Source organism: Novosphingobium sp. FW305-C-111, from assembly GCF_058783565.1.
Genome location: NZ_JBYSYP010000008.1, coordinates 43,413 through 68,885 on the forward strand (window position 1 = coordinate 43,413; position 25,473 = coordinate 68,885).

24 protein-coding genes are annotated in these 25,473 nt (G+C 64.5%); 13 read left to right on the forward strand and 11 right to left on the reverse strand.

Annotated elements, in window-relative coordinates; genetic code table 11:
* Entirely contained in the window at positions 1 to 1,209 is a 1,209-nt protein-coding gene (locus AC3WLD_RS10765; RefSeq protein WP_492556958.1) for a cytochrome P450, read from the reverse strand.
* 200 nt (positions 1,210 to 1,409) lie between these two features.
* Here AC3WLD_RS10765 and AC3WLD_RS10770 point away from each other — a divergent pair, with 200 nt between their 5' ends.
* From AC3WLD_RS10770 to AC3WLD_RS10780, 3 genes are read left to right on the forward strand one after another with little or no spacing between them, the layout of a single operon-like run.
* Positions 1,410 to 2,585 (forward strand): acyl-CoA dehydrogenase family protein, encoded by a 1,176-nt coding sequence (locus AC3WLD_RS10770; RefSeq protein ID WP_492556959.1) that lies wholly within the window; start codon positions 1,410 to 1,412, stop codon positions 2,583 to 2,585.
* Complete coding sequence (locus tag AC3WLD_RS10775; protein ID WP_492556960.1) at positions 2,582 to 3,658, forward strand: acyl-CoA dehydrogenase family protein; 1,077 nt, start codon at positions 2,582 to 2,584, stop codon at positions 3,656 to 3,658. The genes AC3WLD_RS10770 and AC3WLD_RS10775 overlap by 4 nt, the downstream gene beginning before the upstream one ends.
* Positions 3,658 to 4,485 (forward strand): enoyl-CoA hydratase-related protein, encoded by an 828-nt coding sequence (locus tag AC3WLD_RS10780; RefSeq protein WP_492556961.1) that lies wholly within the window; start codon positions 3,658 to 3,660, stop codon positions 4,483 to 4,485. Before AC3WLD_RS10775 ends, AC3WLD_RS10780 begins: the two co-directional genes overlap by 1 nt.
* Positions 4,486 to 4,492: 7 nt before the next feature.
* On the opposite strand, the gene AC3WLD_RS10785 is transcribed toward AC3WLD_RS10780, so the two are convergent.
* On the reverse strand, positions 4,493 to 5,698 hold the full coding sequence (locus tag AC3WLD_RS10785; RefSeq protein ID WP_492556962.1) for an oxidoreductase: 1,206 nt from the start codon (positions 5,696 to 5,698) through the stop codon (positions 4,493 to 4,495).
* Positions 5,699 to 5,774: 76 nt separating this feature from the next.
* Here AC3WLD_RS10785 and AC3WLD_RS10790 point away from each other — a divergent pair, with 76 nt between their 5' ends.
* Positions 5,775 to 6,332, forward strand: coding sequence for a nuclear transport factor 2 family protein (locus AC3WLD_RS10790; protein WP_492556963.1), 558 nt, complete (start codon positions 5,775 to 5,777; stop codon positions 6,330 to 6,332).
* Positions 6,333 to 6,335: 3 nt separating this feature from the next.
* On the opposite strand, the gene AC3WLD_RS10795 is transcribed toward AC3WLD_RS10790, so the two are convergent.
* From AC3WLD_RS10795 to AC3WLD_RS10815, 5 genes are read right to left on the reverse strand one after another with little or no spacing between them, the layout of a single operon-like run.
* The gene (locus tag AC3WLD_RS10795) at positions 6,336 to 7,493 is read right to left on the reverse strand and encodes an NADH:flavin oxidoreductase (protein WP_492556964.1); all 1,158 of its coding nucleotides are present in this window, start codon (positions 7,491 to 7,493) and stop codon (positions 6,336 to 6,338) included.
* Between the two features lie 17 nt (positions 7,494 to 7,510).
* Complete coding sequence (locus tag AC3WLD_RS10800; RefSeq protein ID WP_492556965.1) at positions 7,511 to 8,941, reverse strand: MFS transporter; 1,431 nt, start codon at positions 8,939 to 8,941, stop codon at positions 7,511 to 7,513.
* 35 nt (positions 8,942 to 8,976) lie between these two features.
* Entirely contained in the window at positions 8,977 to 10,209 is a 1,233-nt protein-coding gene (locus AC3WLD_RS10805; protein WP_492556966.1) for an acyl-CoA dehydrogenase family protein, read from the reverse strand.
* On the reverse strand, positions 10,209 to 11,276 hold the full coding sequence (locus AC3WLD_RS10810; RefSeq protein WP_492556967.1) for an acyl-CoA dehydrogenase family protein: 1,068 nt from the start codon (positions 11,274 to 11,276) through the stop codon (positions 10,209 to 10,211). The genes AC3WLD_RS10805 and AC3WLD_RS10810 overlap by 1 nt, the downstream gene beginning before the upstream one ends.
* A gap of 20 nt (positions 11,277 to 11,296) precedes the next feature.
* The gene (locus tag AC3WLD_RS10815) at positions 11,297 to 12,097 is read right to left on the reverse strand and encodes an enoyl-CoA hydratase/isomerase family protein (protein ID WP_492556968.1); all 801 of its coding nucleotides are present in this window, start codon (positions 12,095 to 12,097) and stop codon (positions 11,297 to 11,299) included.
* Between the two features lie 95 nt (positions 12,098 to 12,192).
* Between AC3WLD_RS10815 and AC3WLD_RS10820 the strand changes: the two genes are divergently transcribed.
* A complete protein-coding gene (locus tag AC3WLD_RS10820) occupies positions 12,193 to 12,885 on the forward strand; it encodes a hypothetical protein (protein WP_492556969.1) in 693 nt (230 codons plus the stop codon).
* Here the strand turns inward: AC3WLD_RS10820 and AC3WLD_RS10825 are convergent.
* Entirely contained in the window at positions 12,882 to 14,087 is a 1,206-nt protein-coding gene (locus AC3WLD_RS10825; protein WP_492556970.1) for a GntR family transcriptional regulator, read from the reverse strand. The two genes, AC3WLD_RS10820 and AC3WLD_RS10825, sit on opposite strands and share 4 nt — an antisense overlap.
* Positions 14,088 to 14,143: 56 nt before the next feature.
* On the opposite strand from AC3WLD_RS10825, the gene AC3WLD_RS10830 reads away from it, so the two are divergent.
* Genes AC3WLD_RS10830 through AC3WLD_RS10860 form a run of 7 tightly spaced genes read left to right on the forward strand, consistent with a single transcriptional unit; the run spans position 14,144 to position 19,921 of the window.
* A complete protein-coding gene (locus tag AC3WLD_RS10830; RefSeq protein WP_492556971.1) occupies positions 14,144 to 15,289 on the forward strand; it encodes an acyl-CoA dehydrogenase family protein in 1,146 nt (381 codons plus the stop codon).
* 3 nt (positions 15,290 to 15,292) lie between these two features.
* Positions 15,293 to 16,246, forward strand: a complete 954-nt coding sequence (locus tag AC3WLD_RS10835) for an acyl-CoA dehydrogenase family protein (RefSeq protein WP_492556972.1) — start codon at positions 15,293 to 15,295, stop codon at positions 16,244 to 16,246.
* Complete coding sequence (locus AC3WLD_RS10840) at positions 16,243 to 17,019, forward strand: thioesterase family protein (protein ID WP_492556973.1); 777 nt, start codon at positions 16,243 to 16,245, stop codon at positions 17,017 to 17,019. Before AC3WLD_RS10835 ends, AC3WLD_RS10840 begins: the two co-directional genes overlap by 4 nt.
* Entirely contained in the window at positions 17,016 to 17,957 is a 942-nt protein-coding gene (locus AC3WLD_RS10845; RefSeq protein ID WP_492556974.1) for an SDR family NAD(P)-dependent oxidoreductase, read from the forward strand. Before AC3WLD_RS10840 ends, AC3WLD_RS10845 begins: the two co-directional genes overlap by 4 nt.
* Positions 17,958 to 17,967: 10 nt before the next feature.
* Positions 17,968 to 18,753: an SDR family NAD(P)-dependent oxidoreductase gene (locus AC3WLD_RS10850; RefSeq protein ID WP_492556975.1), complete on the forward strand. Its 786-nt coding sequence runs from the start codon at positions 17,968 to 17,970 to the stop codon at positions 18,751 to 18,753.
* An 11-nt stretch (positions 18,754 to 18,764) separates the two neighbouring features.
* Positions 18,765 to 19,505 (forward strand): SDR family NAD(P)-dependent oxidoreductase, encoded by a 741-nt coding sequence (locus AC3WLD_RS10855; protein ID WP_492556976.1) that lies wholly within the window; start codon positions 18,765 to 18,767, stop codon positions 19,503 to 19,505.
* A 17-nt stretch (positions 19,506 to 19,522) separates the two neighbouring features.
* A complete protein-coding gene (locus AC3WLD_RS10860; protein WP_492556977.1) occupies positions 19,523 to 19,921 on the forward strand; it encodes a nuclear transport factor 2 family protein in 399 nt (132 codons plus the stop codon).
* 12 nt (positions 19,922 to 19,933) lie between these two features.
* Here AC3WLD_RS10860 and AC3WLD_RS10865 read toward each other — a convergent pair whose 3' ends face one another.
* Both AC3WLD_RS10865 and AC3WLD_RS10870 read right to left on the reverse strand, forming a co-directional pair.
* Positions 19,934 to 21,874: an oxidoreductase gene (locus tag AC3WLD_RS10865; RefSeq protein WP_492556978.1), complete on the reverse strand. Its 1,941-nt coding sequence runs from the start codon at positions 21,872 to 21,874 to the stop codon at positions 19,934 to 19,936.
* Positions 21,875 to 21,955: 81 nt separating this feature from the next.
* Positions 21,956 to 22,939, reverse strand: a complete 984-nt coding sequence (locus tag AC3WLD_RS10870; RefSeq protein ID WP_492556979.1) for a phytanoyl-CoA dioxygenase family protein — start codon at positions 22,937 to 22,939, stop codon at positions 21,956 to 21,958.
* A 193-nt stretch (positions 22,940 to 23,132) separates the two neighbouring features.
* Between AC3WLD_RS10870 and AC3WLD_RS10875 the strand changes: the two genes are divergently transcribed.
* Positions 23,133 to 24,083 (forward strand): NAD(P)H-dependent flavin oxidoreductase, encoded by a 951-nt coding sequence (locus tag AC3WLD_RS10875; protein ID WP_492556980.1) that lies wholly within the window; start codon positions 23,133 to 23,135, stop codon positions 24,081 to 24,083.
* Here the strand turns inward: AC3WLD_RS10875 and AC3WLD_RS10880 are convergent.
* The gene (locus AC3WLD_RS10880; protein WP_492556981.1) at positions 24,080 to 25,288 is read right to left on the reverse strand and encodes an MFS transporter; all 1,209 of its coding nucleotides are present in this window, start codon (positions 25,286 to 25,288) and stop codon (positions 24,080 to 24,082) included. The genes AC3WLD_RS10875 and AC3WLD_RS10880 overlap by 4 nt on opposite strands.
* Positions 25,289 to 25,473 lie beyond the last annotated feature (185 nt).

Sequence of the window (25,473 nt, forward strand, 5' to 3'; positions counted from 1 at the left end):
TCAAGCCTTCCACTTGAGGTAGAGCTTGTCCACGCCGTTCACGCTGCCCGCGGCGAACACCGGCGGACGGTCCGGATCGATCTCGAAGTCGGGGATTTCCGGCAGCCATTCCTCAAGGAAGATGATCAGCTCGCGGCGGGCAAGGACGTTGCCGGGGCAGACGTGCGGGCCAGCGCCAAAGGCTGCGTGCTTGATCGTCGAGGGCTTGCGGTGGAAGTCGACCTCGAATGGCCGCTCATTTACCCGGTCGTCCAGCCCGTAGAGGCACTTGGGCATCTGGATCATGTCGCCCTTCTTGAACTTCAGGCCCTTGTACTCGAAGTCCATGGTGATCTGACGCGAGGTGTTGGGCAGGCCGAAGCGGCGAAGGAATTCCTCGCAGGCGACCGGGATCAGTTTCGGGTTCTCGACGAGTTCACGGCGATGACCGGGATGGCGCGCCAGATACTGCGCGACGAAGCCGAGCTGCGAGGCGACCGTATCGAGGCCGCCCACCAGGACCAGCAGGCTCATCGCCATGATCTCCGCGGGATCGAGCGGCCGTCCTTCGACTTCGCCGTGGACGATCATGCTGAGCAGGTCCTCGCCCGGCTTCTCGCGCCGCGCGGCGATGTGCTGCATCAGGTAGCCGACGAGTTCGTTCTGGTTCCGGGTCTTGGCTTCCAGATCCGGGCTGCGCACCGCGATTTCGACGCGCGGCAGCAACCAGTCGCGATCCTCGAATGGCAGGTCCATCATCGAGAGGAACACGTTGATCGGGAGGACCTTGGCGAACTCGTCGATGAATTCGCATTCTCCGCGTGGCTTCAAGCGCGCCACCAGCGCCTGCGCGGTATCGCGCGCAATCTGCGAGAACGCGCGTACTTTCTGCGGGGTGAACGCAGACATCAGAAGCCGGCGATACGGCGTGTGCTCGGGCGGATCGAGCGAGAGCGGGATCGACCGCACCTTGTTCGGATTGACCGGCAGGTCGAACTCGTTGTGGCTGAAATGCTCGTGGTCCACCTGCATCACGTCGATGTCCGCCGCGCGAGTCGCGATCCAGTAACCCCCGTAATGGGGCGTCCAGACAATATCGGGGCCCTTGTGCAGCACTGCCCAGGCACTCTGGATGTCCTCCGCCTTGCCGGCGAGGTCGTACATGTCGAAATCGACCACTAGTTCGTGCGGAACGTTGTCGGGAATCGGTGTGATATCTTGCTGCAGCACGGGTCCTCTCCTCGAGCGCTTTCTACCGCTTTCTGACAATCAGACAAAAACTGTCAATACGTTTTTCGCGGCCACGCTATTCGCGGGGAGTATGAACCAGCCATCCAGTCAATCAAGTCACTTAGTTAGCGGTTTCCGGGTTGACATGAGCGGCCAAACCGCATTCAGAGTGGATTGGGAAATCATGTAGAGGATTTAGGATGGAGCTGGGGTTCGGGGCGGAGTATGACTCCTTCCGCACGGAGGTCCGCGAGTTCATCGCAGCGAATTGGCCACCGGCCGACGGCGACGTCAAGTCCGCCGAAAACAAGCGCGCCTTCGTAGTTGCCGCGATCGAACGCGGGTACATGCATCGTTCGATTCCGAAGCGGTATGGCGGGTCCGAGCAGGCTCCCGACATCGCTCGTGCCGAGATCATCCGTGAGGAATTGAGCCGCGCGCGGGCGCCGAGCGATCGAATTCCGGGCAACGGCCTTGTCGTTCCAACCTTGCTTGAGTGGGGTACGGAAGCCCAGAAAGAACAATTCATCGGGCCGACCCTGCGCGGCGAGATCGTGTGGTGCCAGGGATTCTCGGAACCCAATGCCGGTTCGGACCTCGCATCGCTGCGTACCAAGGCCGAGCTTTCGCCCGACGGGTCGCGTTGGATCATCAACGGACAGAAAATCTGGACGACGCATGGCCACGTCGCGACGCACATGTTCATGCTGGTGCGGACCGAGCCCGACGCTCCAAAGCATGCCGGCATCTCCTACCTGCTGCTAGACTTGCGCCAACCCGGCGTTACCGTCCGGCCACTGGTCCAGATGACCCGGCAGAAGGAGTTCAACGAGGTCTTCTTCGACAATGCCGAAACCCCCGCCGACGCGCTCGTGGGCGAGCGTGGGAAGGGCTGGAACGTCACCCGCTCGACCCTCAAGCACGAACGCTCGGGCATCGCCGCCATGACCTGGCCGCTTTCTGTGTTCCGCGACCTCGTGAAGCTGGCGAAGGAAATAGAGCGCAACGGCAAGCCCGCGATCGAAGATCCGCGGATTCGCGAGGAGCTCGCCGCGATCGACGGAGAGCTGATGAGCCTTGTCTATTCGACCTACCGGTCCGTGTCGCTCGACGTCCACGACCAGCCAGGCGATTCCTTCACCACGATGCGCAAGCTGTTCATGACCGACCTGGTCGGGCGGATGTCAAAGCTGGCGCGCGATATCGTCGAGGATGATTTCACCGACATGAGCGGCAAGCAGCTCAAGTGGATCGAGCGGTTCATGATCTCGTTGTCGATGTCGATCGCCGGCGGCAGCTCCAACATCCAGCGAAACATCATTGCGGAGCGGGTGCTCGGCCTGCCGCGTGATCGGGTGCAGGGAGTCGGCGCATGAACTTCCTTCTTTCTGACGAGCAACTGGCCCTGGTCGACAGCGTCACCGCGCTGCTGCGCGACAAATGCGATCCGCAGCGAGTCCACCGCATTTTTGACGTCGAAGGCGACGCGAGGTTCGACGCCGAACTTTGGGCCGCGCTCTGTGAAATGGGCATCCCGGCGATCATCGCACCCGAAGAGCACGGCGGTCTCGGTCTCGAAATGGTCGATCTCGCGATCGTCGCCGAGGCCTTGGGCCGCGCCGCTGCGCCGGTCCCGTTTCTCGGGCATGTGCTGGCGACGATGGCGATTGCATTGGGCGGGTCTGAAGAACAGAAAGCGAAATGGCTTCCCCTGCTGGCTTCCGGCGAGAAGCTTGCGACCGTCGCCTTCGGAGAAGGCAAGGCTGCGTGGCGGCCCGGGGAGTGGCGCCTGTCGGCAAACAGCGCGCTCTCCGGCGAGAAGACGCTTGTGCCCAATGCCGCGGAGGCGGACCTCATCGTGGTCGGCGTCGCCGAGGGGCTGGCGCTGGTCGAGAAGGGCGCTGCCTTTACCGCGGTGCGGATGGACGGGGCCGACCGAACCAGGCCGGCCGATACGGTGACATTTACCGATGCCTCGTGCGAACTCCTGCCGGATGGCGCCAGGGTTGCCGAGCGCGTCGCCGACGCTGCCGCGGTGCTGCTCGCCGCCGATGCGTTTGGCGGCGCAGAGCACTGCGTCGCGATGTCGGTCGAGTATGCCAAAGTCCGCGAGCAGTACGGCCAGCCGATCGCCGGATTTCAAGGTCTCCGCTACCAGCTCGTGGCCATGGCGCTGCGGACCGAACCGTCGCGTGGTCTCTACTGGTTCGCGGCGCACGCATGGGACAAGCTGCCCGAAAAGGCCGCGCACGCCGCAGCGCATGCTAAGGCTCACCTGACCGATACTTATCTTCAGATGACCCGTGACACCGTCGAGGCGCACGGGGGTATCGGCTTTACCTGGGAACATGATACCCACATCTACATGAAGCGGGCGATGTTCGACTGGGCGTGGATGGGCAGTCCTTCGCGGCATCGCCTTCGCGCGGCCGATCTCGCGGGCTGGTGATGCCATTGCCTGGCGACGAGGTGCTCTACTCCACCGAGCATGGCGTTGCGCGGATCACGCTCAATCGCCCGGACCGGCTCAACGCCAGCAACGGTGCTCTGTCGCGCGCGTTGACCGACGCGTTTCGTCAGGCCGGCGCGGATCCCGAGGTCCGCGTTGTCCTGCTGGCCGGTGCGGGTCGTGGCTTCTGCGCGGGGGCTGACATGCAGGTCCTTGGCGAACTCTCCGCGGATCCGAATGCGCCGAACAGCGGCTCGGGCGGGCTGCGCTACGACGGGATCATGCTGTTCGAAAAGCCGGTGATCGCGGCGGTCCACGGCGCCTGCGCGGGCATGGGTCTCGCCATGGCGTGCTGCGCTGATATTCGCATCGCGGCGGAGGATGCTTTCTTTCTCGCGCCGTTCGCCCAGCTGGGACTCTGCGCCGAGGCGGGCCTCGCTTGGCTGTTGACGCGGCTCATGGGGCAGGGGCACGCTGCCGAAATGCTGATGTCGGGCCGCCGGATCGGGGCGGATGAAGCGCTGGCCAAAGGGCTTGTTTCGCTCGTCTTGCCGGTGGATGATTTCCAGGCACAGGCGCTTGCCTATGCCCGCGCCATGGCCGAGTCATGCTCGCCGGCGTCGCTGAGGCTGATCAAGCGCCAACTGCGCGAGGAACCACTGGGGCAGTTCGAGAGCGCGCGCTTCGAATCAGGCGAACTGACCCGGCAGACCCTGACAGGGCCCGACTTCCGCGAAGCGATGGCCGCACGCGGGGAACGCCGGCCAGCCGACTTCGCTGGCTGGTCCGCTCCTTTCGGCCCGCCCATCAGTGGCGGCACGAGCTAGGCAGCGCTCACACCAGCGTCATCAGGTGGTCGGTACGATAGGCCCGCATCGCCTCGACGCCCTCGCCGGTTTCGATACGGCGCACCAGGTCTGGATTGCTGATGAGCATCCTGCCGACGCCCAGCAGGTCACATTCGCCGTGCTCCATCCGGGCGACTGCTTCGTCGAGCATGTAGAGGTCGCTGCCGATAAGAGGATCCTCGCCTTCATCGCTCGCTTGTCCGCCTGCCGCCACCGCGTGCAGCGCTGCCATCGCGTCCTTCTCCAGAACTTCTTTCGCGATCCCCAGCGAACCGACCATCATCGTTGGTTTGCCGGACAACTTGCGCACCCATCCGGCCAGACTCATGGCGGATCCGGGAAAAGCGGGCTCCCAGAAGCGGCGCGTCGAACAGTCGAAGAGGTCTGCACCGGCGTTTGCCAGCGGCTCGACGATCTTCGCCAATTCGTCGGGGGATTCGGCTATCTGCGCGCGATAGTCCTGCTGCTTCCACTGCGAAATTCGCAGAAAGATCGGGAAGTCGGGCGCCGTGGCAGCGCGGCATGCCTCGACGACCTCTACAGCGAACCGGACACGATTTGCGATACTTCCGCCATAGCTGTCAGCGCGCTGATTCAGCGTGGACCAAAGGAATTCGTCGATCAGGTAACCATGAGCGCCGTGGATATCGATCCCGTCGCAGCCGAGTTCCATCGCGGTCGCGGCGGCCCGGGCGAACGCACCGATGCAGTCGTCGATTTCGCTGAGCGTCATCGGCTCCTCGACCTTGACGGGGGCAGGCGGCATTACCGCTGGGTCGAGCAGTCCTGGCATATAGAGTCCCGAGGGACCCATCGACTTCCGGTCGCGGTTGGCCATTTCCAATTTCGGATCGTCGGCCGGATAGGGCGAGCGCATCATCGCTGCATGCCAAAGTTGGGGCATGAATGCGCCGCCTGCCGCGTGCACCTCCGCCACGACATTCGCCCAGGCTTTTGCACCGTCGCCATGAATCGTGGACGACGTGGTCATATGCTGTGCCGTCGGATGGTCTATGGCAGTTGCCTCGCCGATGACGAGGGCTGTGCCCCCTTCGGCCCGCTTTCGGTAATACGGCGCGTAAGCAGGACCCAGCACCCCACCGGGCGCGGAACTGCGGCCCATCGGCGCCATCACGAAACGGTTCTTCAGCGTCATGCTGCCGATTTTAAGGGGCTCGAACAGGATCGACATCACTTCGCTCCGCGTTTGCCTTTCCTACGATTTAGTGCACTGTTAAGCTCGACAGTCAATCGCGGAGTGCTATCAAATGACCGATCTGTTGGAACTGCGTGTGGGCAGGATCGAGGCGCAGCTCGCCGTCCAGCAACTGGCGGTGCGATATGCGCGCGCCGTCGACAGCCGCAACCTCGCGGACCTCGGCGAACTGTTCTCGCCCATGACCCGCTTCGGTGAGCACGGGGTTGGCGCAGAAGGGGCGCGGCGGTTCTACGACGGCGTTCTGTCGCGGTTCTACCGCAGCTTTCACCAGGTCGTCGGGCATGTGATTACCGACATCGAGGCCGATAGCGCGCGCGGCACCGTTTATTGTCGTGCCGAGCACGAAGACGGCGACAGCTGGGTTGTCAACCTGATGGTGTATTTCGACCGCTATGTAAGGGTCGACGAGAGTTGGTACTTTCTCGGCCGGCGGCCGCGATTCCTGTTCGTCGGCGATCACCGCGCTGCGCCCCGATCGCTCGACTTCAACAGGTGGCCCGGGCGCGAAGCCGACTTCGCCTGCGAGCTTCCGCAGAGCGACGCGAGCTGGGGCGATTACTGGGCGCTGCACGAGGCCGCACGGCGCGAGGTCACGACGCTCCCGTAGCGATCAGGTCAGGACAAGACGCGAGCTTTCGTCGAACGGCAGGAGGTCGTCGCCTTCGCGAATGCGGCGGGTCCATGCCGGGTCGTGCATGATGGCCCGTCCGACTCCGACGAGGTCGAACTCTCCGCGTTCGAGGCGCTCTGCGACCTTGTAGACATTGCTGAGCGCCGCCGCCGAGCCGCCGTCCTTGCGCGAGTCGTAAACGCCGGACGAAAGCCCGACCCCACCGACCGTCTGCGAAGCCTTGCCAGTCAGCTTCTTCGCCCAGCCGGCCAGATTGAGCGGCGAGCCTTCGAATTCGGCCTTGTCGAAATAGCGCTGGCTCCCGTCGAAGATGTCCACCCCCGCGTCCGCGATCGGGCCGAGGATTTCGCCGAGTTGCTCCGGGGTTTCGGCGAGGCGGGCGCGAACGTCCTGCTGTTTCCACTGCGAGAACCGGAAGTTGATGATCGGCTCCGGACCAATCTCGCGGCGGATCGCCCTGACCAGCTCGACTGCGAATGTCGCGCGGCCGACATGGTCGCCGCCCCAGCGGTCGGAGCGCTGGTTGGTGCCCTCCCACAGGAAGTCGTCGACCATGTAACCATGCGCGCCGTGGATCGCGATGCCGTCGAAGCCCACGGACATCGCGGCGCGCGCGCTGCGGGCAAAGGCTTCGATCACGTCGACGACCTCTTCGTCGGTCATTGCCCGGCCGGGCCGGGCTGCGACCTTTTCGATGTATTCGGTCGAAACCATTGCGGTGCGGTCCAGTGGCCCCCAGGTCCCTGAAGGACGGACAGTCTCCGCTGCCGGGTTGGGACCGGTTCCCATCTCGCGCATGACGCCCTGGTGCCACAGCTGCGGCATCACCTTGCCGCCGGCGTCATGGATCGCGTCCACCACCTTGCGCCAGCCTTCGAGGGCGTCGGCGCCATACATGTGCGGGGCGTTGTCACCGTCCACCCCGCTTCCGCCGAGCGCGGCGGGGTGGTCGACCCCGACCCCCTCGGTGATGATCAGTCCCGTGTCCGCACGGCGGCGGTAATAGGCGGCGACATCGTCGCCGGGCACGCCGTGCGGAGAAAATCCCCGGGTCATCGGGGCCATGACGATGCGGTTGGACAGCGACAGGCCGCGCAGGGAGAAGGCTTCGAACAGGGGGGCTACGAGAGAATCCATTGCAAGCTCCGGTTGAATTAGTGCGTGTCGGCCTTGAGGCTGCGCGGCAGGAGACCCGACAACACGATGCCGATGGCAGCCGTCACGCACACAAACGTGAATACGACGAGGTAATCTCGCTCCGCGGGAAAGCTCGTCGCGGTGATTCCGTGACCGCCCTTCGCCGAGAGCAGGGTGGCGACGGTCTGCGCGCCGACGGCCATTGCGGTCGCCCGGATCACGGTCATGACCCCGGTCGTCTCGCTCACCCGGTCGGGCGGCGCGGCGGTAACGATGACGAGCTGCGCGGTCACATAGACGGTGCCGAGCCCGACCGACTGGATGACCAGCAGGCTCATCACGATAGCCACATCGTCGTGAGACAGGATGAGGCCGCCAAAGCCCGCGATCACCATGGCAAACCCGGCGATCGCGACGATGCGCGGTCCGAAGTTCTGGTTCAGGCGCGCTACCAGCGGATATCCGGCGGCCATGATCAGGTTGGCCGGCAGCAACAGCAGGCCCGCGGCCGTCGCGGAGAGGCCAAGGCCCGCGCCGGTCGCCGGGTCCTGTTGTCCGAACAGGGCCATGATCTGTCCGCCCTGAAAAGCCCCGAGCGCCAGCGCAACGTAAACCGCATTGGCCGTGCCGATTGCGCGCTTCGCGAGCAGTCGGACCTGGATCAGCGGGTTGGGCACGGAGAGCTCCCGCCATAGCCACGCGCCGAGTGACAGGGCGGCAATCGCGGCATAGGCGTAGGTCATCCGGTCCTGAAGACCGACGTGTCCGATGTTGTCGATGGCCAGGAGCAGCCCAACGGCGGCGGGTATGAAAAGCAGCCCGCCGACAAGGTCCTCGCGAACCGCGCCCGGGTTCCACTGGCGATCCCGGGGTATGAACGTGGCTATGCAGACGAGCGCGATCGCGCCCATCGCCGCCGTCAGTTTGAAGATCATGGTCCAGTCGAAGTGGTCGATGACAAGGCCGCCGAGCACCAGTCCGGTGGCCGAGGCGATGCTCGCCGCGGCGGACAACAGGCTCACGCCGAAGGGGATCCGGCCCGGGTCGGCGCGTTCCCGTATCAGCCCGAAGCACAGCGGAACGATCGACCCGGCCGCCCCCTGCATGGCACGCCCGGCTATCAGCCAGCCCAGGTCGCGGGTGACGCTGCTGATCAGCGAACCCGCCGTTGCGATCGCAAGCACGGCGATGAGCACCCGCCGTCGTCCGAGAAGGTCGCCGACGCGGCCGAACAATGCAGCACCTGCGGCAGACGACAGCATGAACGAGGTCACCAGCCAGCCTGCCGCGGAGGCGCTGCCGAAGTCGGCAATGAGGCTGCGCATTGCCGCGTAGATCATGGTCAGCTCGAGCGAGGCGACCACCTCGGCGACCATCAGCGGCAGGGTGAGGCGCCAGATCGAAGGGTAGGCAGCGGCCGGGGCAGCGAGAATGGCGGCATTGGTCATGAAAGTTGTCGTTCCTCTCCGCCCCCCGGGAAGAATTATCCCCGCGGCAATCCCAGGATGCGTTCGGCGACGATGTTGCGCATGATTTCGTTGGATCCTCCGGCGATGGTCCAGCCATAGCTCTTGAGGAAGTCATTGAAGCGCAATCGGCTCGAATGGCCGGTCCCCGGGATGGCCGGCTGCCACTTCATCGTCTCCATTCCTTCGGCGCGGATCAGGAACTCGGTATAGCGCTGCAGAAACGGACCAAAGGTGAGCTTGATGTACGTGGGCAGGGTCGGCGAAGCCTTGTCCGGGTTGGCCTCCAGCTCCATCAGAAGTTTGCGGATCATCAGCCGGATGGTCTGCAATTCCGCCCAGTATTGCGCATATTCGCGGCGAAACTGGGAATCGCGCATCCAGGTGTCGCGCGCATCCTTCCCATCGAGTTCGAAAGAGCGGGCAAGGCGTTCGACCGCCCCGAAAATGAGCAGGCCGCGTTCGGTCGAGAGGGTCGACTGGGCGATCATCCAGCCGTTTCCTTCGGCGCCGATCAGGTTTTCGACCGGGATCTTCACGTCGTCCATGAAGATTTCGCAGAATTCGGCCTCGCCGGTGATCTGGCGGATGGGGCGTACTTCGACGCCCGGGGACTGCATGTCCATGATGAAGTAGGAGATACCGTCGTGCTTGCGCTTGCCGTTCGGGTCGGTGCGCGCCAGCAGCAGGCAGTAGCGGGCGTTCATTCCTCCCGATGACCAGATCTTCTGGCCGTTGACGACGTAGTGATCTCCATTCCGCACGGCCGAGGTCCGGAGCGAGGCGAGGTCGGAGCCCGATCCCGGCTCGGAAAAGCCCTGGACCCAGATGTCGGTGCCGTTGACGATCCCGTCGAGGTACTTGTCCTTCTGCGCCTGGGTCCCGTGCTCGAACAGCGTCGCGGGGGTGTGGAACAGCGAGATCGTGAACATGTCGAGTTCCGGCGCGTCGGCGCGGCAAAACTCTTCGTACACCATGATCTGGTAGGAGAACGGCAGGCCCGGCCCGCCCCATTCACGCGGCCAGTGCGGTGCGGCAAGGCCAACCTTCCGGCGTTCCTCGAGCCACTCGATGATCAGCGCGCGAAGCTCGTGTTCGCGGACCGACTGCCATTTGCCGCGCCAGTCCGGATCGACCGTAACCGCTAACCAGTCGCGCATTTCCTGGCGGAAGGCCTGCTCGTCTCCGACCTTGCCGAGAATGTCGAAGCGGCGGGGGGTGGCAGGGGCGGAAAGAGGAGCGGCGGTCATCACGCGGCCTCCAGCATGTCGGCAATCCGGTCGAGCGTTGCGGCGCGGATGCCCCACAGCGCCTCGTTGACCTTGGCTCGCTTCAGATAGAGGTGGGGCACGAATTCCGCGGTGAATCCGACCCCGCCGTGGAGCTGGATGCAGTCCCGCGCGATTTCCGCCGCGGTGCGGGTTGCGTGTTGTTTCGCAGAAGCAGCATAAAGCAACGCCAGAGGGTCACTGGCGCCAAGGCCCGCCGCAAACTCGAGCAGGTGCCGCGAGGCGACGAGCGCGGTCTGGTGATCGGCCACGCGGTGCTTGAGGGCCTGGAACGAGCCGATCAGCACGCCGAACTGCTCCCGCACCTTCATGTAGTCGACGGTCGCGGCAAGGACCGCCTCGGCACCGCCCTGCGAGTCTGCCGCGATCGCCAGCATCGCCGCGCGCCGCACCGCGTCTTCGGCGGCCTGCGATGTCGCGATGAAGTCGTCCGGCCCGATTGCTAAGTCCAAGAGGCGGACGTTCGCCAGCGTCCGGCTGGTGTCGACGAGCGGACTGGTGTCGATGCTGACGCCATCCTTGGCCGTGTCGATCACCAGCCATCCTTGCGAGCCGCCGGACACCGCGGGAATAAACAGGTGGGTTGCGCCGTCTGCATCGAGAAGGTCCCGCACTTCGCCTGACGCGGCAGTGTCGTTCGCCGCAACGGGCGGGGTGCCTGCGGCCGCGACCGCAGGCTTGATCCGGCCTTCGGCCAGAGCCGGCAGCAGGTCCGATTTCTGGTTTTCGCTGCCACCTGCCTGGACAAGGGCGGACGCGATGGTGGTCCCCAGCATTGGCACGGGTGCCACTGCGGCACCCAGGGCGAGGTGCAGGCAGACGACCGCATCCATGCCCAGGCCGAGGCCGCCGTGTGCCTCCTCGACTGTGAGGGCCTGCCATCCGAGCGCGGCCATGCCTTCCCACAGCGCGGCATCGTGCCCACCGCCAACCTTCGCATGGGCCAGTGCCTTCTCGCGCGGCCATTCGGCGCTGAGCATTTCCGCAAAGCTCTCGGCCAATACGCCGAGATCCATTTCGTCAGACATCGTAGCTGTCTTTCTCTGGCTTATTCGTCGATGAAGTCCGGCGCGCGCCTCTCGAGCATCGCGCGGACCGCTTCGGGATGGTTGGGCGACTCCCACGACTTCGTCTCGAGCCGCAGCATTTCGCCCATGTAGCGCTTCGCCTTCTCGACGATTTCGAGGTTGAGCGTCTGCTTCGTGGTCTGAAGTGCGCTGGGCGACTTCGAAAGGAAAATCTCGACCCAGCGCTGGACTGCTGCGTCGAGATCCTCACGCGTGGTGGCTTCGGTCACCAGGCCCTTTGCCGCTGCCTCGCTGCCCGTCAGCGGTATTCCCGAGAGCAGATGGCGGCGCGCCTCGACGAGGCCGAACAGGTTCGGCCACAGCAGTGCGCCCCCGTCTCCAGTCGCCAATCCGACGCTGACATGTGAGTCGCCGATCTTTGCGTCGTTGACCGCAATCGTGATGTCGCCAGCCAAGGCAAGGCTGGCGCCAAGTCCCATGGCGTGCCCGTTGATGCGTGAGATGACGGGCTTGGGACATTCGAGGATCCCCACGATGATGGCCCGCGCCTCGGCCATGCCGACCTGCCACTTACCCCGATCACCCCAGCTTTCGAGCATCTTCTTCGGGTCCCCACCCGCAGAAAACGCCCTGTCGCCGCCGCCGGTAAAGACGATTACGCGGACCTCGGGATCGCTACCGGCGTCCGCCCAGATCCGTGTCAGATCATGGTGCGCTTCGGGAGTCATCGAATTGAGCGGGGGATTGTCGAGCATGACGGTGAGGACCTTGTCGTCCAACGTCACGTTCAGGCCGACATAGCTTTGATAGCGCCCTGACACCGTTATCTCCCTAAATTGGTATACCATTAATGTTGCATCCTGCGCATCATGCTGCAAGACAAGATTCAACAACTGCGGAAAAATGGAGGGTTCGGATGACGGAGGCGCAGGGACTTCTGCTTGTCATGCAGACGCCGGTGGCGGGTCGCGAGCAGGAGCATCAGGATTGGTACGTGACCACGCACCTGCCAGACGTTTGCGAGGTGCCCGGCGCAATCCGGGGGGAATTCACAGCGGCCCTGCCGGCCGAGAGCGCACCGCGCTGGAGCCATGCCGCCGCTTATTGGACCGACGGTGACCCGGCGGCGTTCGTGGGTGAAGTGTTCCGGAGGGCTGGAAGCGGTGCCTGGAAACTCAGCGACACGATCGATCCCGCCGCGACGCTGATGACCATCGCGGCCGCGATCGGTCCGCGAGCCCTGTCTCCGGTGACGGCCGACGTCGCGCCAGCCGACAGGGTCCTCTTTATCGTCCTTACCAACGCTACGCCCGGCGAGGACGAGGAATTCAACCGTTGGTATTCCGATACTCACATTCCCGATGTGCTGGATGTGCCCGGCTTCGTCGCGGCGCAGCGTTTTCGGTTCGTCGATCATCCCGCGCTGCAGGGCAACCCGTTCGGCTACGCCGCGCTCTATGAAATTCGCGCCGACGTCGTTGGGGAAGCGCTGGCCGAGCTGGCGGCCCGGGCAGGGACGGAACGTATGGTCCTCTCGCCGACCTTGGCGACGGACGAGCTTCACGCGGTCGTTTTCGCCCCGCTGGGGATCGTCGCAGGGGGGGCCTAGCCGGTTTTGCTGTGCCGGCGCGGTTCGTTGCGAACCAGCCAGCGGCGTGAATGTTCGAACATGCTACGCATCAATTCGACGCCGCGTGCGGCGTCGCGGTTGCGCATGGCTCCGATGAGGTCCCGGTGTCCCTGTTTGAGCATGGGCAGGAACCGTTCGTCCGGCACCGGCAGGATCTTCGGAGTGTGGATCAGGAACAGACGTACGATGAGGGCAAGCGCACGGTTGCCGCAGCCGTCTGCAATCGCCTGGTGAAAGTCCGCCGCGGCTACCAGGTAATGAGGCGCTGAAGCTGCGTTAAGCCGGATGAAGGACTTCTCGAGCCTGACGAGGTCCGCTTCGTTCGCCCGCACCGCGAAACCTTTTACTGCCGCCAGTTCCAGCGGGGTATGGGCCTGCCAGTTGTGGACGAAAGGAATGCGGGCATAGGCGAGGAAGGTCGAGGCCAATTCGATGGTATAAGCGGGATCGACCTGGTGGACGATGATCCCGCCCTGGACCCCCGTCTTTACACGGACGATCTCATGCAGCTCGAGGTGCCGCAGGGCTTCCCTCAGGACGGCCCGGCTTACCCCGTAGCGTTGCTGCAGTTCGTTTTCACTCCCGAGGCTCGTGCCCTTACCCGCGCCGGTTGTGTCAATCTCGCGCACGATTCGGAATGCCGTGCTCTCGCTCAGCTTTGCGCTCGCGCCGCTGGCCCGGCGCTGTTCGGCCAGATCTTCGAGGGTGCGTTCGTCAAGCGCCTCCAGAAAGAGCGAGATCGCCAAGTTCTCGCTGCCACCCTCGCGCTCGGCAGCGGCGCGCAACAGGGCCGCAACATCGTCGCAATCGCTGCGCGGAACCTTTGCCAGTTCCAGATACGTCTTGAAGGCAAAGACAATTGCGTCGCGGGGAGGGGCCTTGACTACCAGCCCGCCGTTTGCGCCGCGGCGCATCCCGGCGATCCCGTGCCATTCGACTTGGCGCATGGCCTCTCGGAAGGTCGCGCGGGAAACGCGGTAGCGGTCCATGAAGTCCCGCTCTGTACCGAGCACTTCGCCTTCGCTCCAGCCGTTGTCGATGATTTCGGCGACGATCCGTTCAGCCACGATCTCGCCCAGCTTGCGCCGCCGACGGGATCGCCCCTCTGTCCTGACCGCCTCCAGCGTCATTGCCCGTGTTTCTCGTCCCCGATCGTCGAACTGTCTTTCGGGCAGCGTCAATCATTTGACAAGTCCGCTCCATCCGCTGAATAAGTATACCAAATTGGGAGAGAGAAATGGATTTCGCCTGGGACGAATCCGATGACGCCTACCGCGCCGAACTGCGCGAGGTGATTGCGACCCTGCCGGACGACTGGTGGGACAATTACGCGCCGCAGGGTCCGTCCAGCCCGAAGGTCATGGATCACGCCAGGCAGTTCAATGCCCGGCTCGCCGAACGCGACCTGATCGTCCGTCACTGGCCCGAGGCCTATGGCGGACAGGACGCCGGTGCGTGGAAGCAGATTGTCATCAGCGAGGAGATGTGGAGCCTCGGCGAACCGCGCTCCTCGCTCTACCTCGGCTCGAACTGGGCAGGTCCTGCGATCATGAAATTCGGGACGGAAGCCCAGAAGCAGAGATACCTGCGCGGCATCGCAGAGGCGCGGTACTTGTGGTGCCAGGGGTTTTCGGAACCCGAGGCCGGCACCGACCTCACCAACATGAAAACCCGGGCCGAGCCCGTCGAGGGTGGGTATGTGATCAACGGCTCCAAGATCTGGACGTCGTATGCGGCACGGGCAGACCTGATGTTCCTGCTGGCCCGTGTCGGCGGGAAGGGGAAGGGCGGGGTCAGCTGCTTCCTGGTCCCGACCGACACTCCCGGCCTTGAAATCCGCCCCATTGCCGGCGTGCATTCGAGGTACGACTTTCATGAGTGCTTCTTCAGCGACGTCTTCGTCCCCGCCGATGCGCTGCTAGGCGAGGAGGGCAACGGCTGGGCGATCGTCCAGACCATCATCCATTACGAGCGGATCGGTGCCGCCCGATATGAAAAGTCCGCACGGACGCTAGATCACGCCGTAGAGGTTCTGAAGGAGCGCGGATTGTTCGACGATCCGGTGGTTCGGACCGATTGTGCCGCCGCACTTGCCCAGGTCGAGGCTGCGCGGTTGCTGACCTACCTGGTCATCGACGGGCGCGCCAAGGACCAGGACCCGGGTGCGGACACCTACGTCGCGCGCTACGCGATGATCCAGGCCGACCATGCCGTGGCTAACCTCTCCACCACGTACTTGCCAGACCTGCTGCGCGAAGGGGGGGACGGTCATCTGCGTTCGCAGTTCAACTCGGCGATCACCTCGGGGATCGCCGCGGGTGCTGCCGAGGTCCAGCTCAACATGATATCGGGCCGCTTCCTCGGCCTGCCGCGAGGAGCGTGAACCATGGACCTGTCATTCAATGACGACCAGCGCGCACTGCGGGAAGCAATCGTGCAGATCGTGGCCGACAACCTTGCGTTGCCGCGGGTGGACGGGGTGGTTCCGCCCGCCGCGTGGCACCACGCCGGCCGGCTCGAGCGTGACCTTCAGCTAGGCGGGTTCTTCGACATCGCCCGCGCTGAGGGCTGCGGAGCCCTCGAAGCTGCAATCCTCGTCTACGAAGCCGGGTTTTCGCCTCAGGTCTTCGAGTGCGCCGGCAGCGCCCTTGTCGCGCCGCTGCTGCTTCCGGACCATGCCTTGCCGCGTCCCGTGGCGCTCGCCCGGCGTGAGGACCTGACCCGGTCGGTCCGGTTCCTTCCTTCCGCCCGCACCGTGATCGTCGATCTTGGCGATGATGTCGCGGTGCTTGCCGCTGATGAGCTGTTCGTGATCCCCGTCGAAAGCCAGTACGCCTATCCGCTGGGCCGGCTCGAAGCGGAGCCCGACTGGAGCCGGGTGCGCAAGCTGGGGCGCGACAAAGTCGGGGAATTGCGCCGCCTGTGGCGTCTCGCTATCGCCCTTGAAATAGGCGCGGCGATGCAAGCTGGCATCGACTTCACGAATGCCTACGTCAAGCAGAGGCAGGTATTCGGCAGGCCTGTCGGCTCGTTCCAGGCGGTGCAGCACCGGCTCTCGGCGGACGTCGAGAAATCTCGCGGCGTCTATTGGCTGGCCATGAAGGCGGCCTGGAGCGGAAGAGATTGCGACTCGGCTCTCGCCGCGCTCCATGCGCAGCGTGCTTGCCAGCAGGTCACCTACGACCTCCACCAGTTCAACGGCGCGCTCGGCATGACGCTCGAACACGCACTCCATTGCTGGACCTTTCGCCTGCGCTGGCTTGCGGGCGAGATGGGCGGGGTGCGGTCGCAGGGAGCGGCGGCGGCCGAGCTGGCCTGGGGCGGATCGGTTGCGGCATGAACGAGCCGCAACCGCGCCATTTCTATGAACGGCTGGAGGAGGGGCGGTATGCACCCTCGGTCCTTGTGACCGGGCCGTGGGACAAGCGCTTCCAGAACGGGGTAGCCCTCATCGGGCTGGCCGCGCACCTGGCGGAGCAGTCCTGTGCGGCGGGGATGACCGTGGCTCGGCTGGTAGTCGACATTCTCAGTCCACTTGCGATGGCGCCGCTCACGGCCACAGTAACGAAAGTCCGCGATGGCCGCCGGCTGCAACTGATGCAGATTGATTTCGAGCAGGACAAGAAGGTGATGCTTCGGGCGACCGCGCTGCACTTGCGCGACGGGCAATCTCCCGTGACGCCAGTGCAGGTCCACGACCTCGCGCCGGAGGACCTGCCCACCTTCAACGGCAAGCGCTCCCCGTTCCGTCATGTCTGCGAGACGCGCCTCGAGTCCGGTGGGCTCGAACGCGCCGGACCGGGTGTCGCCTGGGCGAGTTTTACGGGTGAGATTGTTGAGGGCACATCGATCTCCCCGTTCGTCCAAACCGCCATGGCGAGCGATTTCGGAAGCGGGCTTTCGACTTTGGTCGACTGGCGCGAGTGGTCGTTCGCCAACGTCGATCTCAGCCTCCACCTCACGCGCATGCCCACGGGCCCTTGGGTCCGCATTGCCGCCGAGACGCGGAGCGCCGGCAACGGCATGGCCATCGTCGATACGCACCTCGCCGACCTCGGCGGCGCGCTGGGCCATGCTCACCAGACCTTGTTCCTCGACAGGAGACCCAAATGACCCGGGTCACATCACCATTCGGATGGAGTTCCACTGCCGAGGAGGTCTCGGAAGGCCACGATCTCGCCGGCAAGCGCGCCATCGTTACCGGGGCTACGGCGGGCCTGGGCGTTGAAACCGCTCGCGTGCTGGCGTTGCGCGGCGCAGAAGTCGTACTGGCGGTTCGGGATATTGGCGCCGCAGAGCCGGTGAGGACGATGATAGAGGAGGCGGGCGGGAAGGCTTCGATTTCCGCTCTCGACCTGTCCGACTTGCGTTCGGTCGAAGCATTTGCCGCACGCGAAAGCGATGCTCCTCTGCACCTTCTCATCAACAACGCGGGGATCATGGCCTGCCCGCTCGCATATACAGCGCAAGGGTTCGAGAGCCAGGTCGGGGTCAATCACCTCGGTCACTTCCATCTTGCCGTCCTGTTGCTCCCAGCGCTGCGGGCAGCGGGCGCTGCGCGCGTGGTTTCGGTTTCGTCGACCGGGCATCACTGGAGTGCTTTCGATTTCGATGACCCAAACTTCGAACGCGGCGACTACGATCCGCTCCGCGCCTATGGCCGGGCCAAGACCGCCAATGCGCTGTTCGCCGTGGAATTCGACCGCCGCTTCCGGGACGAGGGAATTCGCTGCTTTTCGCTGATGCCCGGAGGCATCCAGACCTCGCTCGGCCGGCACATGACCGACGATATCCGCAAGCGGATCGGCGTCGATCCCGAAGCGGCAAAAAAGGTCCGCTGGAAGACCGTCGAGCAGGGCAGCGCCACAACCATCTGGGCAGCCCTGGGGGCCGAGCTGGATGGCGCCGGCGGGCTTTACCTCGAAGATTGCAACGAGGCGGTTCCGTGGGAGGAAGGGATGATCCGCGGGGTCAAGCCGTGGGCGGTCGATCCGGTCGCGGCGGCCCGGCTGTGGAATTGGAGCGAGGCGGCGATTGCCGCGGCATCTTGAGGATTTGCACATGAAGGTCGATCTCGAAGGCAAAGTCGCGCTGGTCACCGGCGGAGGGCGCGGTATCGGTCGGGTGATCGCCACCCAGCTTGCGCAGAACGGAGCCAAGGTGCTCATCGCCACCCGCACCGAGGCGAGCGGGCGCGAGGTGACCGACGAGCTCAAGGCTGCCGGCCATGCGGTCGAGCTGCTGGCGGCGGACCTGTCCACCAGCGAGGCCTGCCATGCCGCGGTCGACATGGCCGTCGCCACTTTCGGCGGACTCGACATCGTCGTCCACAACAGCGGAATCTTCCCGTTCACGCCTTTCGAAGCCCTCTCGGACGAGGAGTTCGACCGGGTGCTGCGAACCAACCTCTACACCGTGAAATGGCTGGCGAGCGCCGTCCTGCCGCAGTTCAAGGCTCGCCCCGGTGGGCGCTTCGTCGGCATTGCCTCGCTGATCGGCAGCCGCGCCTGGCTTGCCGGCCTTGATGCCTATGCCGCGTCGAAGGCGGGAATGACCGGCCTGTGCAAGAGCCTTGCGCTTGAATTTGCCAAGCACAAGGCCACGGTAAACGTGATCGAGCCGGGGCTGGTGATCGACGACCGCGATCCCAGGATGGATGACGATACCGCCCGGCTGATCGTCCCCAATATCCCGGTCCAGCGCGCCGGCTTGCCCAGCGACATCGCCAACGCGGTTCTGTTCTTTTGTTCGCCAACCAGCGAATTCGTCACCGGCCAGAACCTCGCCGTCGATGGCGGGCACCACCTTCCTGACATGTCGAGCTATGCAATGGCCGGTCGCCTCTGAGGGAACGACCGATGCACGCACGTTTTTCCGGTAAGGTGGTTCTGGTCACCGGTGCCGGTTCAGGCATCGGGCGAGCGACCGCGCAGCGCTTTGCCGAGGAGGGCGCGCGGGTGATCGCCGTTGACCTCGATGCGGCCTCGTTGGACCGGCTTCGCCCGGAAATTCCGGTAGCTCGGACGATTTCAGCCGACGTTAGCTCCGAGGCCGATGTGGCGCGGATTTTCACGGTGGTTCGCGACGAGTTCGAACGGATCGACGTGCTGGTCAACAACGCCGGCATCGGCGGCCCGCATACGCTGCGCGTCCACGAAGTCCCACTCGACGTGTTTGACGCGGTCCATGCCGTGAACGTGCGTGCGCCGCTGATGCTGGCGAAGGAAGCGATCGTGATGATGCTGGCGCAGGGCGGCGGAGCGATCGTCAATACGGCCTCGCTGGCCTCGTTCCGCGCATCGCACAACCATTCGTCCTACAGCATTACCAAGGCCGGCATCGCCATGCTGACCCTGTGCATCGCCCGTGAATATGGCGGCGACGGCATCCGCTGCAATGGCGTCGCCCCCGGAGTGACGGCGACATCACTGCTCGCCGGCCTGCCGCAGGATCAGCTCGACGCGATCAGCGCGACCAATCCGCAGAACCGCATCGCCGATCCGTCGGAAATCGCGGCGGTCATCGCCTTCCTCGCCTCGGACGACGCCAGCTATGTCAATGGCGCGATCCAGATCGTCGATGGCGGAGCCACCACCTGATGCGCAATGGAGCATTCATGAACGGAATGGACGTTACGGAAGTCTTGGCGATCCACCAGCTGATCGCGCTTTACGGCCACATCATCGACGAGTGCGAATGGGACCGGCTGAGCGAGCTGTTCACCGACGACCTCGTGTTCGACACGACGTCGTTCGAAGGCGGCGGGGTGACCGAGGGTCTCGCCGCGCTGAGCGCGCAGTGGGTCCACCCCGACACCCGACATCCGCTGGCCCACCATGCCACCAACATCGTCGTGACGGCGCTGGACGGTGACACCGCCCATGTCATCTCCAAGGGCATCGGCGTGGGCCGCAACGGGCGTGTCGGCAGCGTCACCTACCGTGATATCATGCGCAAGGGACCGGGCGGCTGGCGCATCGCCCGGCGAGTTGCCCGGCTGCGCAGCGCCGGCTGACAGGGGCTTCCTTCACGCGATGGCCCGGGCCACGGCGTGGCCTTCCCAGATTGACACCAAAAGGTTGCGCGGCGCGCGGGCATCGCCGATCAGCGAGACGTTGGCCTTGCCCTCCAGCGCATCAGCAAGCTCGCGCAAGGGCTGGTTCGGAGTGATCAGCACGACCGTATCGGCGGGAATGGTGCGAACCTGCTGCATCGCGCCGAGATAGGGGCGAACGGTCGCCTCGCCCTGGCCAATTTCGGTCAGGTGATGGTACGTCAGCACCTCGAATTCCCCGAGCTGGAGGAAGCGCTCCCACGCTGGCAGGGTCCGCTCGCTCTTGGGGGCGAGGGCGCCATTGGCAGTGACGTAGGTGACCTTGAGCCCGCGCGACAGAAGGTGCTCGACCGCAGCCAGTCCTTCGTAGTCGCCTACTGTATCGAGCACCAGCGCGGTCTTGCCCCAGTCGCGGTTCTCGCGGAGCAGTTCGGTGGTCGAGACGACATGACCCTGCGCCACCCCCGGCACCGCCTGGGTCGGGAAAGTGTGCTGCTGCCCGTCCATCCGCGGGACCGAACCAGTGGCGATGATCACGTGATCGGCGTTCTCGGCCTCGATATCGGACGCTTCGACATAGGTGTTGAGGCGCACATCGACGCCGAGACGATAAATCTCCTGCTCAAGCCAGATGGCGATGTCGCCATAGCCGCTGGCCTGCGGGGCACGGCGGGCGACGTTGAGCATCCCACCAAGCTCCGGACTGGCCTCGCACAGGACAACGTTGTGCCCCTTCAGCGCGGCAACCCGCGCCGCTTCCATCCCGCCCGCACCGCCGCCGACGACCAGCACCTTCTTCGGCGCGTCGGTCTTGTCGATGAAGTCCTCGTCATAGGTGGATTCAATGCCGGCGGCGGCATTGACCGCACAGCCCCAGCGGCCTCCCCGGAAGTGCTGGTTGCAGCCGATGCAGGGACGCACTTCGAGAGCCCGGCCTGCCTTGGTCTTCGCGACGAGATCGGGGTCGGCAATCTGCGCGCGAACCATCGAGACGAGATCGGCGGTACCGTCGCGCAGCAGCTGTTCGGCGTCGTCCAGCGTGCGATAGCGGCCGGCTAGAAGGCGTGGCACCGTTGCGACCGCGGCGATGGAGCCCGACGAGGCAACCTCGTACCCCGTGGGGTTCTGCATGGCGCCGACCATAGTATCCATCCGGTAGTAATCGCCGCGCGACACGTTCACGAGATCGATCAGGTCCTCTGCCTGAAGGGCAAGTAGAACCTGCCGGTTGATATCCTCATCAACGCCACCGGGCATGTCGCTCGCGGCGAGCCGGACACTGATCGCCATTTCGTCGCCCACCGCCGCGCGAATGCCGCGCAGGCATTCGAGGACAAAGCGGGCGCGGTTCTCGAACGAGCCGCCCCAGCGATCGGTGCGGTCGTTCCAGGCGGTCGAGAGGAACTGCTGGGGGAGATATCCGTGAGCGGCATGGAACTCGATCCCGTGCAGCCCGCCATCGCGCGCATCGATCGCGCGCTGCACGTAGGCGGCAATGACCTCCTCGATCATCGCCTCGGTCATGCGCAGGCCGGTAAGGCCGGTCATCCCGGGAATGTCGGAGACCGCCCAGGGCGGTCCACCGTCCAGTGCCGGATAGAGGTTGCCGCCGTGCCAGAGCTGCTGGAAAACCTTCATGCCGGTCGGTTCGCAGGCCGCCATAAGCCGGCGGTAGTCATTCACGATCCCGTCGTAGAACAGGCCGTAGGGGTAGAGCATGCTGGAGGGATGGACGCTCGCGGCGCCGAGAATGGTCAGCCCGCAGCCGCCTTTCCCGCGCCGGGCGTGGTACGCTATGTAGTCGTCAGTCATCCGCGGGCTCATCTCTAGCCCGCCATGCGCGGTGCGGACAACGCGGTTGGGCAACGTCACCGGACCAACCTGCAGCGGCTCGAACACCTTTGTCAGCGCCAACGCTTCTCTCCCTCAGTATTGTAATTGGTATACTGTTATGCGGGAGACGGCGCGGAAGGCAAGCGGCAAATCCTCGCCCTTTTACCCCTCCGATGCGCGGCGCAAGGTCTCGGCGTGGTCACCGTCGAAAATGACGACGATCCGCCGTCCGACTTCAGTCCGCGCGACATAATCTTCGACCGACTGGCGGATACCAGGGTGCTCGATCCGGATAAACGTGTCGCCATCCACCCGGAACCGGCGCTCCTCGCCGTCCAGCGATCGCACGAGGATCGAAGCGGGCGTCACTTCCAGCACTTCCGACAGGAGGACTCGCGGGTTCGCGGCCGACTGGACACGGGTGTCGATGGTCACCCGGCAGCGATCTGAGGTGTTGGGCATCGAGGCGTGGGGCGAGAAAGGGTTGAGCACCAGCACGTCTCCGGGGAAATAATCGGTGGTTGCCCAGCAGTCGTCCGGAATCACGCCTTCGGGGATCGCGCTTGGTGTTTGCGCGAGATTGTGGAGGAAGCCGCGGTTGCATTGGCCGACCGCAACGGCGAGCCCGCCGACCTCACGCTGGCAGGCCGTGATCGGCATCCACACAGGTTTGTAGTTCTTGATCCCTGGGCTGTAAAAACCGTCCTGATGCGGTCCGGTGATCGAGCCGCCAGGCGGATAGGTGCGGTACTGGACAATCGGAATCATCGACGCCGGCTCGCCGAGGATTTGCTCCATCACCGCCAAGTTGTCAGGGTGCTCGATCAGTCGGCGGGAGATGCCGGAAAACTCCGGACTCTCCTCCATCCCGCCGGGGAAGGGCATGCCGGTCCAGACCGGCTCCACTGAGTCCGGCTCGATGAGGCCGTGGCGGACCATGACGGCGAACATCTCCTCACGGCAGCGGTCCAGTGCCTCGTGACTGAGCACATCGCGTAGGAAGATGTAGCCCTTCTCATCATGGAATCGCATCAGCGCATCGTGGTCGCCGAGCAGGTGATTGCAGGGTTCGAGTTCGCGGGCCGGCTTGATGTCGAGAACGTCGAGTGGCTTGGCCCCGGGGATCGAGATCGATTCGACAACCATGTCATGCATCCTTCCACGTGCGTCCGCCCCAGGCCTGTTTCGGCCCCGGTCAGGTGGCGGTTGAGGGCAAGCTTATTGACAGCACAGCGGCGTTGCCACAAGAAAATCCTTTATATCATTAAGAGGGGAATTCGCATTGGCGATCGATCCGTCTATTCGTGACCGCCTTGTGCTTCCAGCGGTTTGCGCGCCGATGTTTCTGGTCAGCAACCCTGCGATGGTGATCGAATCGTGCAAGGCCGGGATCATCGGAGCGCTCCCGCGGCAAAACGCGCGGACGTTCGAGCAGTTCGAGGCGTGGCTCGTGGAAATCCGCGATGCGCTTGACCGCCATGCCGATGCCCATCCCGACGCGCGTATCGGACCCTTTGCAGTCAACCTCGCGACCAAGCTGTCGGCGGAGGATGCGCGCCTGCACCTTGACGCGTGCAAGCGGCACGGGGTGGAGATCATCATCAGCGCCACCGGCAACCCGGCCGAGCTGGCTGCGCGCGTCCACGATCATGGCCTGAAAATCTGGCACGATGTCGTGTCGTTCCGCTTTGCCGAGAAGGCCATGGAAGCCGGCGTCGACGGGATGACGTGCGTAGGCTCAGGGGGGGGCGGTCATTCCGGCAACATCGGCCACCTCGTGCTGGTGCCGCGCATTCGCAAGGTATTCGATGGAACACTGCTGATGGCCGGCTCCATCTCCACCGGGGCGGCGATCCGTGCGGCCGAAATCCTCGGGGCGGACCTCGCCTACATGGGCACCCGGTTCATCGCAACGCAGGAAGCCGCGACCGATCCGGTCTATCGCCGGATGCTCGAGGAGAGCCACTCCGAGGATCTCATTTTCACGCCAAAGATCGCCGGTGTCGCCGCCAACTGGCTCAAGCCGGCGATGGAGCGGCTCGGTCTTGACCCCAAGAACCTGCCGGCGCCTGCGGGTTACGGCATGGGTTACGGCCACTTGCCGGAAGGCGTTAAGCCGTGGAAAAACCTGTGGTCGGCGGGGCAGGGGATCGACCTGATCGACGATACTCCAACCATTGCCGAACTCGTGCGCCGCCTGCGACAGGAATACGTTGCCGCTTGCGAATTGCCGAGCTTCGCCGAGGTTGCACGCATCGTCGACCAAGCGACCGACGCCTCCGCAGTCTAGTCTCTGGCTGCCGCGACAGGTGGTCGTCCGAGGGACAGGATCAGCATGATCGCAATACCAACCCCGGCAACAAGCGTGATGAGCGCCGCGTCATAGTTTCCGGTCGCCTCTTGGGCCTTGCCGACCAGCCATGGGGCGACCCCAACGGCCATGCCGTAGACACTGAGCAGGATCGCGAAGACGGTCCCGTATTGGCGAAGCGGAAAGTACCGGCTCGTCAGGTAGGCGACGACGTCAACCTCGCTGCCCATGCCGATTCCGATCAGAATGGCGAGGACAACGCCCGATTGCGGATCTAGCGGGACTGCCCAGAGCCACAGACAGGCCAAGGCGGGAAGCGCGAACGCGCATTCCGCGACGACCCGGGTAGGCAAGACGTCGAAGAGCAGGCCAGTGCCGAGCCTTCCGACCACCATGGCGGGGCCGATCCACAAAGCGATTCTGGCCGCATCGACGCGCGATACGCCATCGTCCGCCAGCATGGCCTGAAAGTGGATGATGAAGGTGCCGACGCAGGAAGCGACAAACAAGAATGCAACAATCATCCGCCACAGGGCACTCGACCCGAGCATCTCTCTCCAGGCCGTGTAATCCCCGCCAGAGCGAGCCACTCTCGCGGAAACGCCCTTGGGCAAAAACAGGAATGCCGGCCCTATCATGATGATAAATGCCGAGAGCCCGAGTAGCGGGTAGACCGCATTCAGCCCTGCGACCTGCTCCAAAGCAAGGACAACAGATGGGGCGATACTCGTGACGATGCCCGAACCGGCCAGCGCCGTGGCAAGGGCTATCCCTCGACGGCGACTGAAATGCTCAACGATCAGCTTGGTGAAGACGACCGAGCTCACGCCCATGCTCAGGATTGCGAGGGCTGTGTATCCAGCGTACCAAGTCCGCAGTTCTGGCCCGGTCAGGCCGAGCAGAGCCGTGCCCGCCGAGAACGCGAAAATGCCTGGCAGCGCCACCATCCGTGCGCCTACCCGGTCAACCAGCGCGCCGACGGCGATATTCGTGAACGGGAGAATGACCGACGTGATGGTGAGCGCGAACGCGATATCCCCGCGGCTCCAGCCGTAAGCGTCGCCAAGTGGTTTTACCATGGCTCCGATCACTGCGTAATGCATGCCGGCCAGCGCAATCGCCAGCGATGCTGCGAGGAGGATGCCAAGAGGGCGCGGCGCCACGGCGGGGGAGGTCGTGGTCAAAGGTCCTATTCTTTTTCTTTGTGCCCCGTCGGACGTGCATGGCATGCGAAAGTGAAAAGGGGGCAACGTCGCCGCTGCGCCCTCCTTGATCAAATCGTGAGTGCGATCAGAACTCGAAGGTCGCGCTCGCGCCATTGGTCTGCGGGTCGCCCGGCCCATAGGAGGTAAGGTCCAGGTCGGGATTG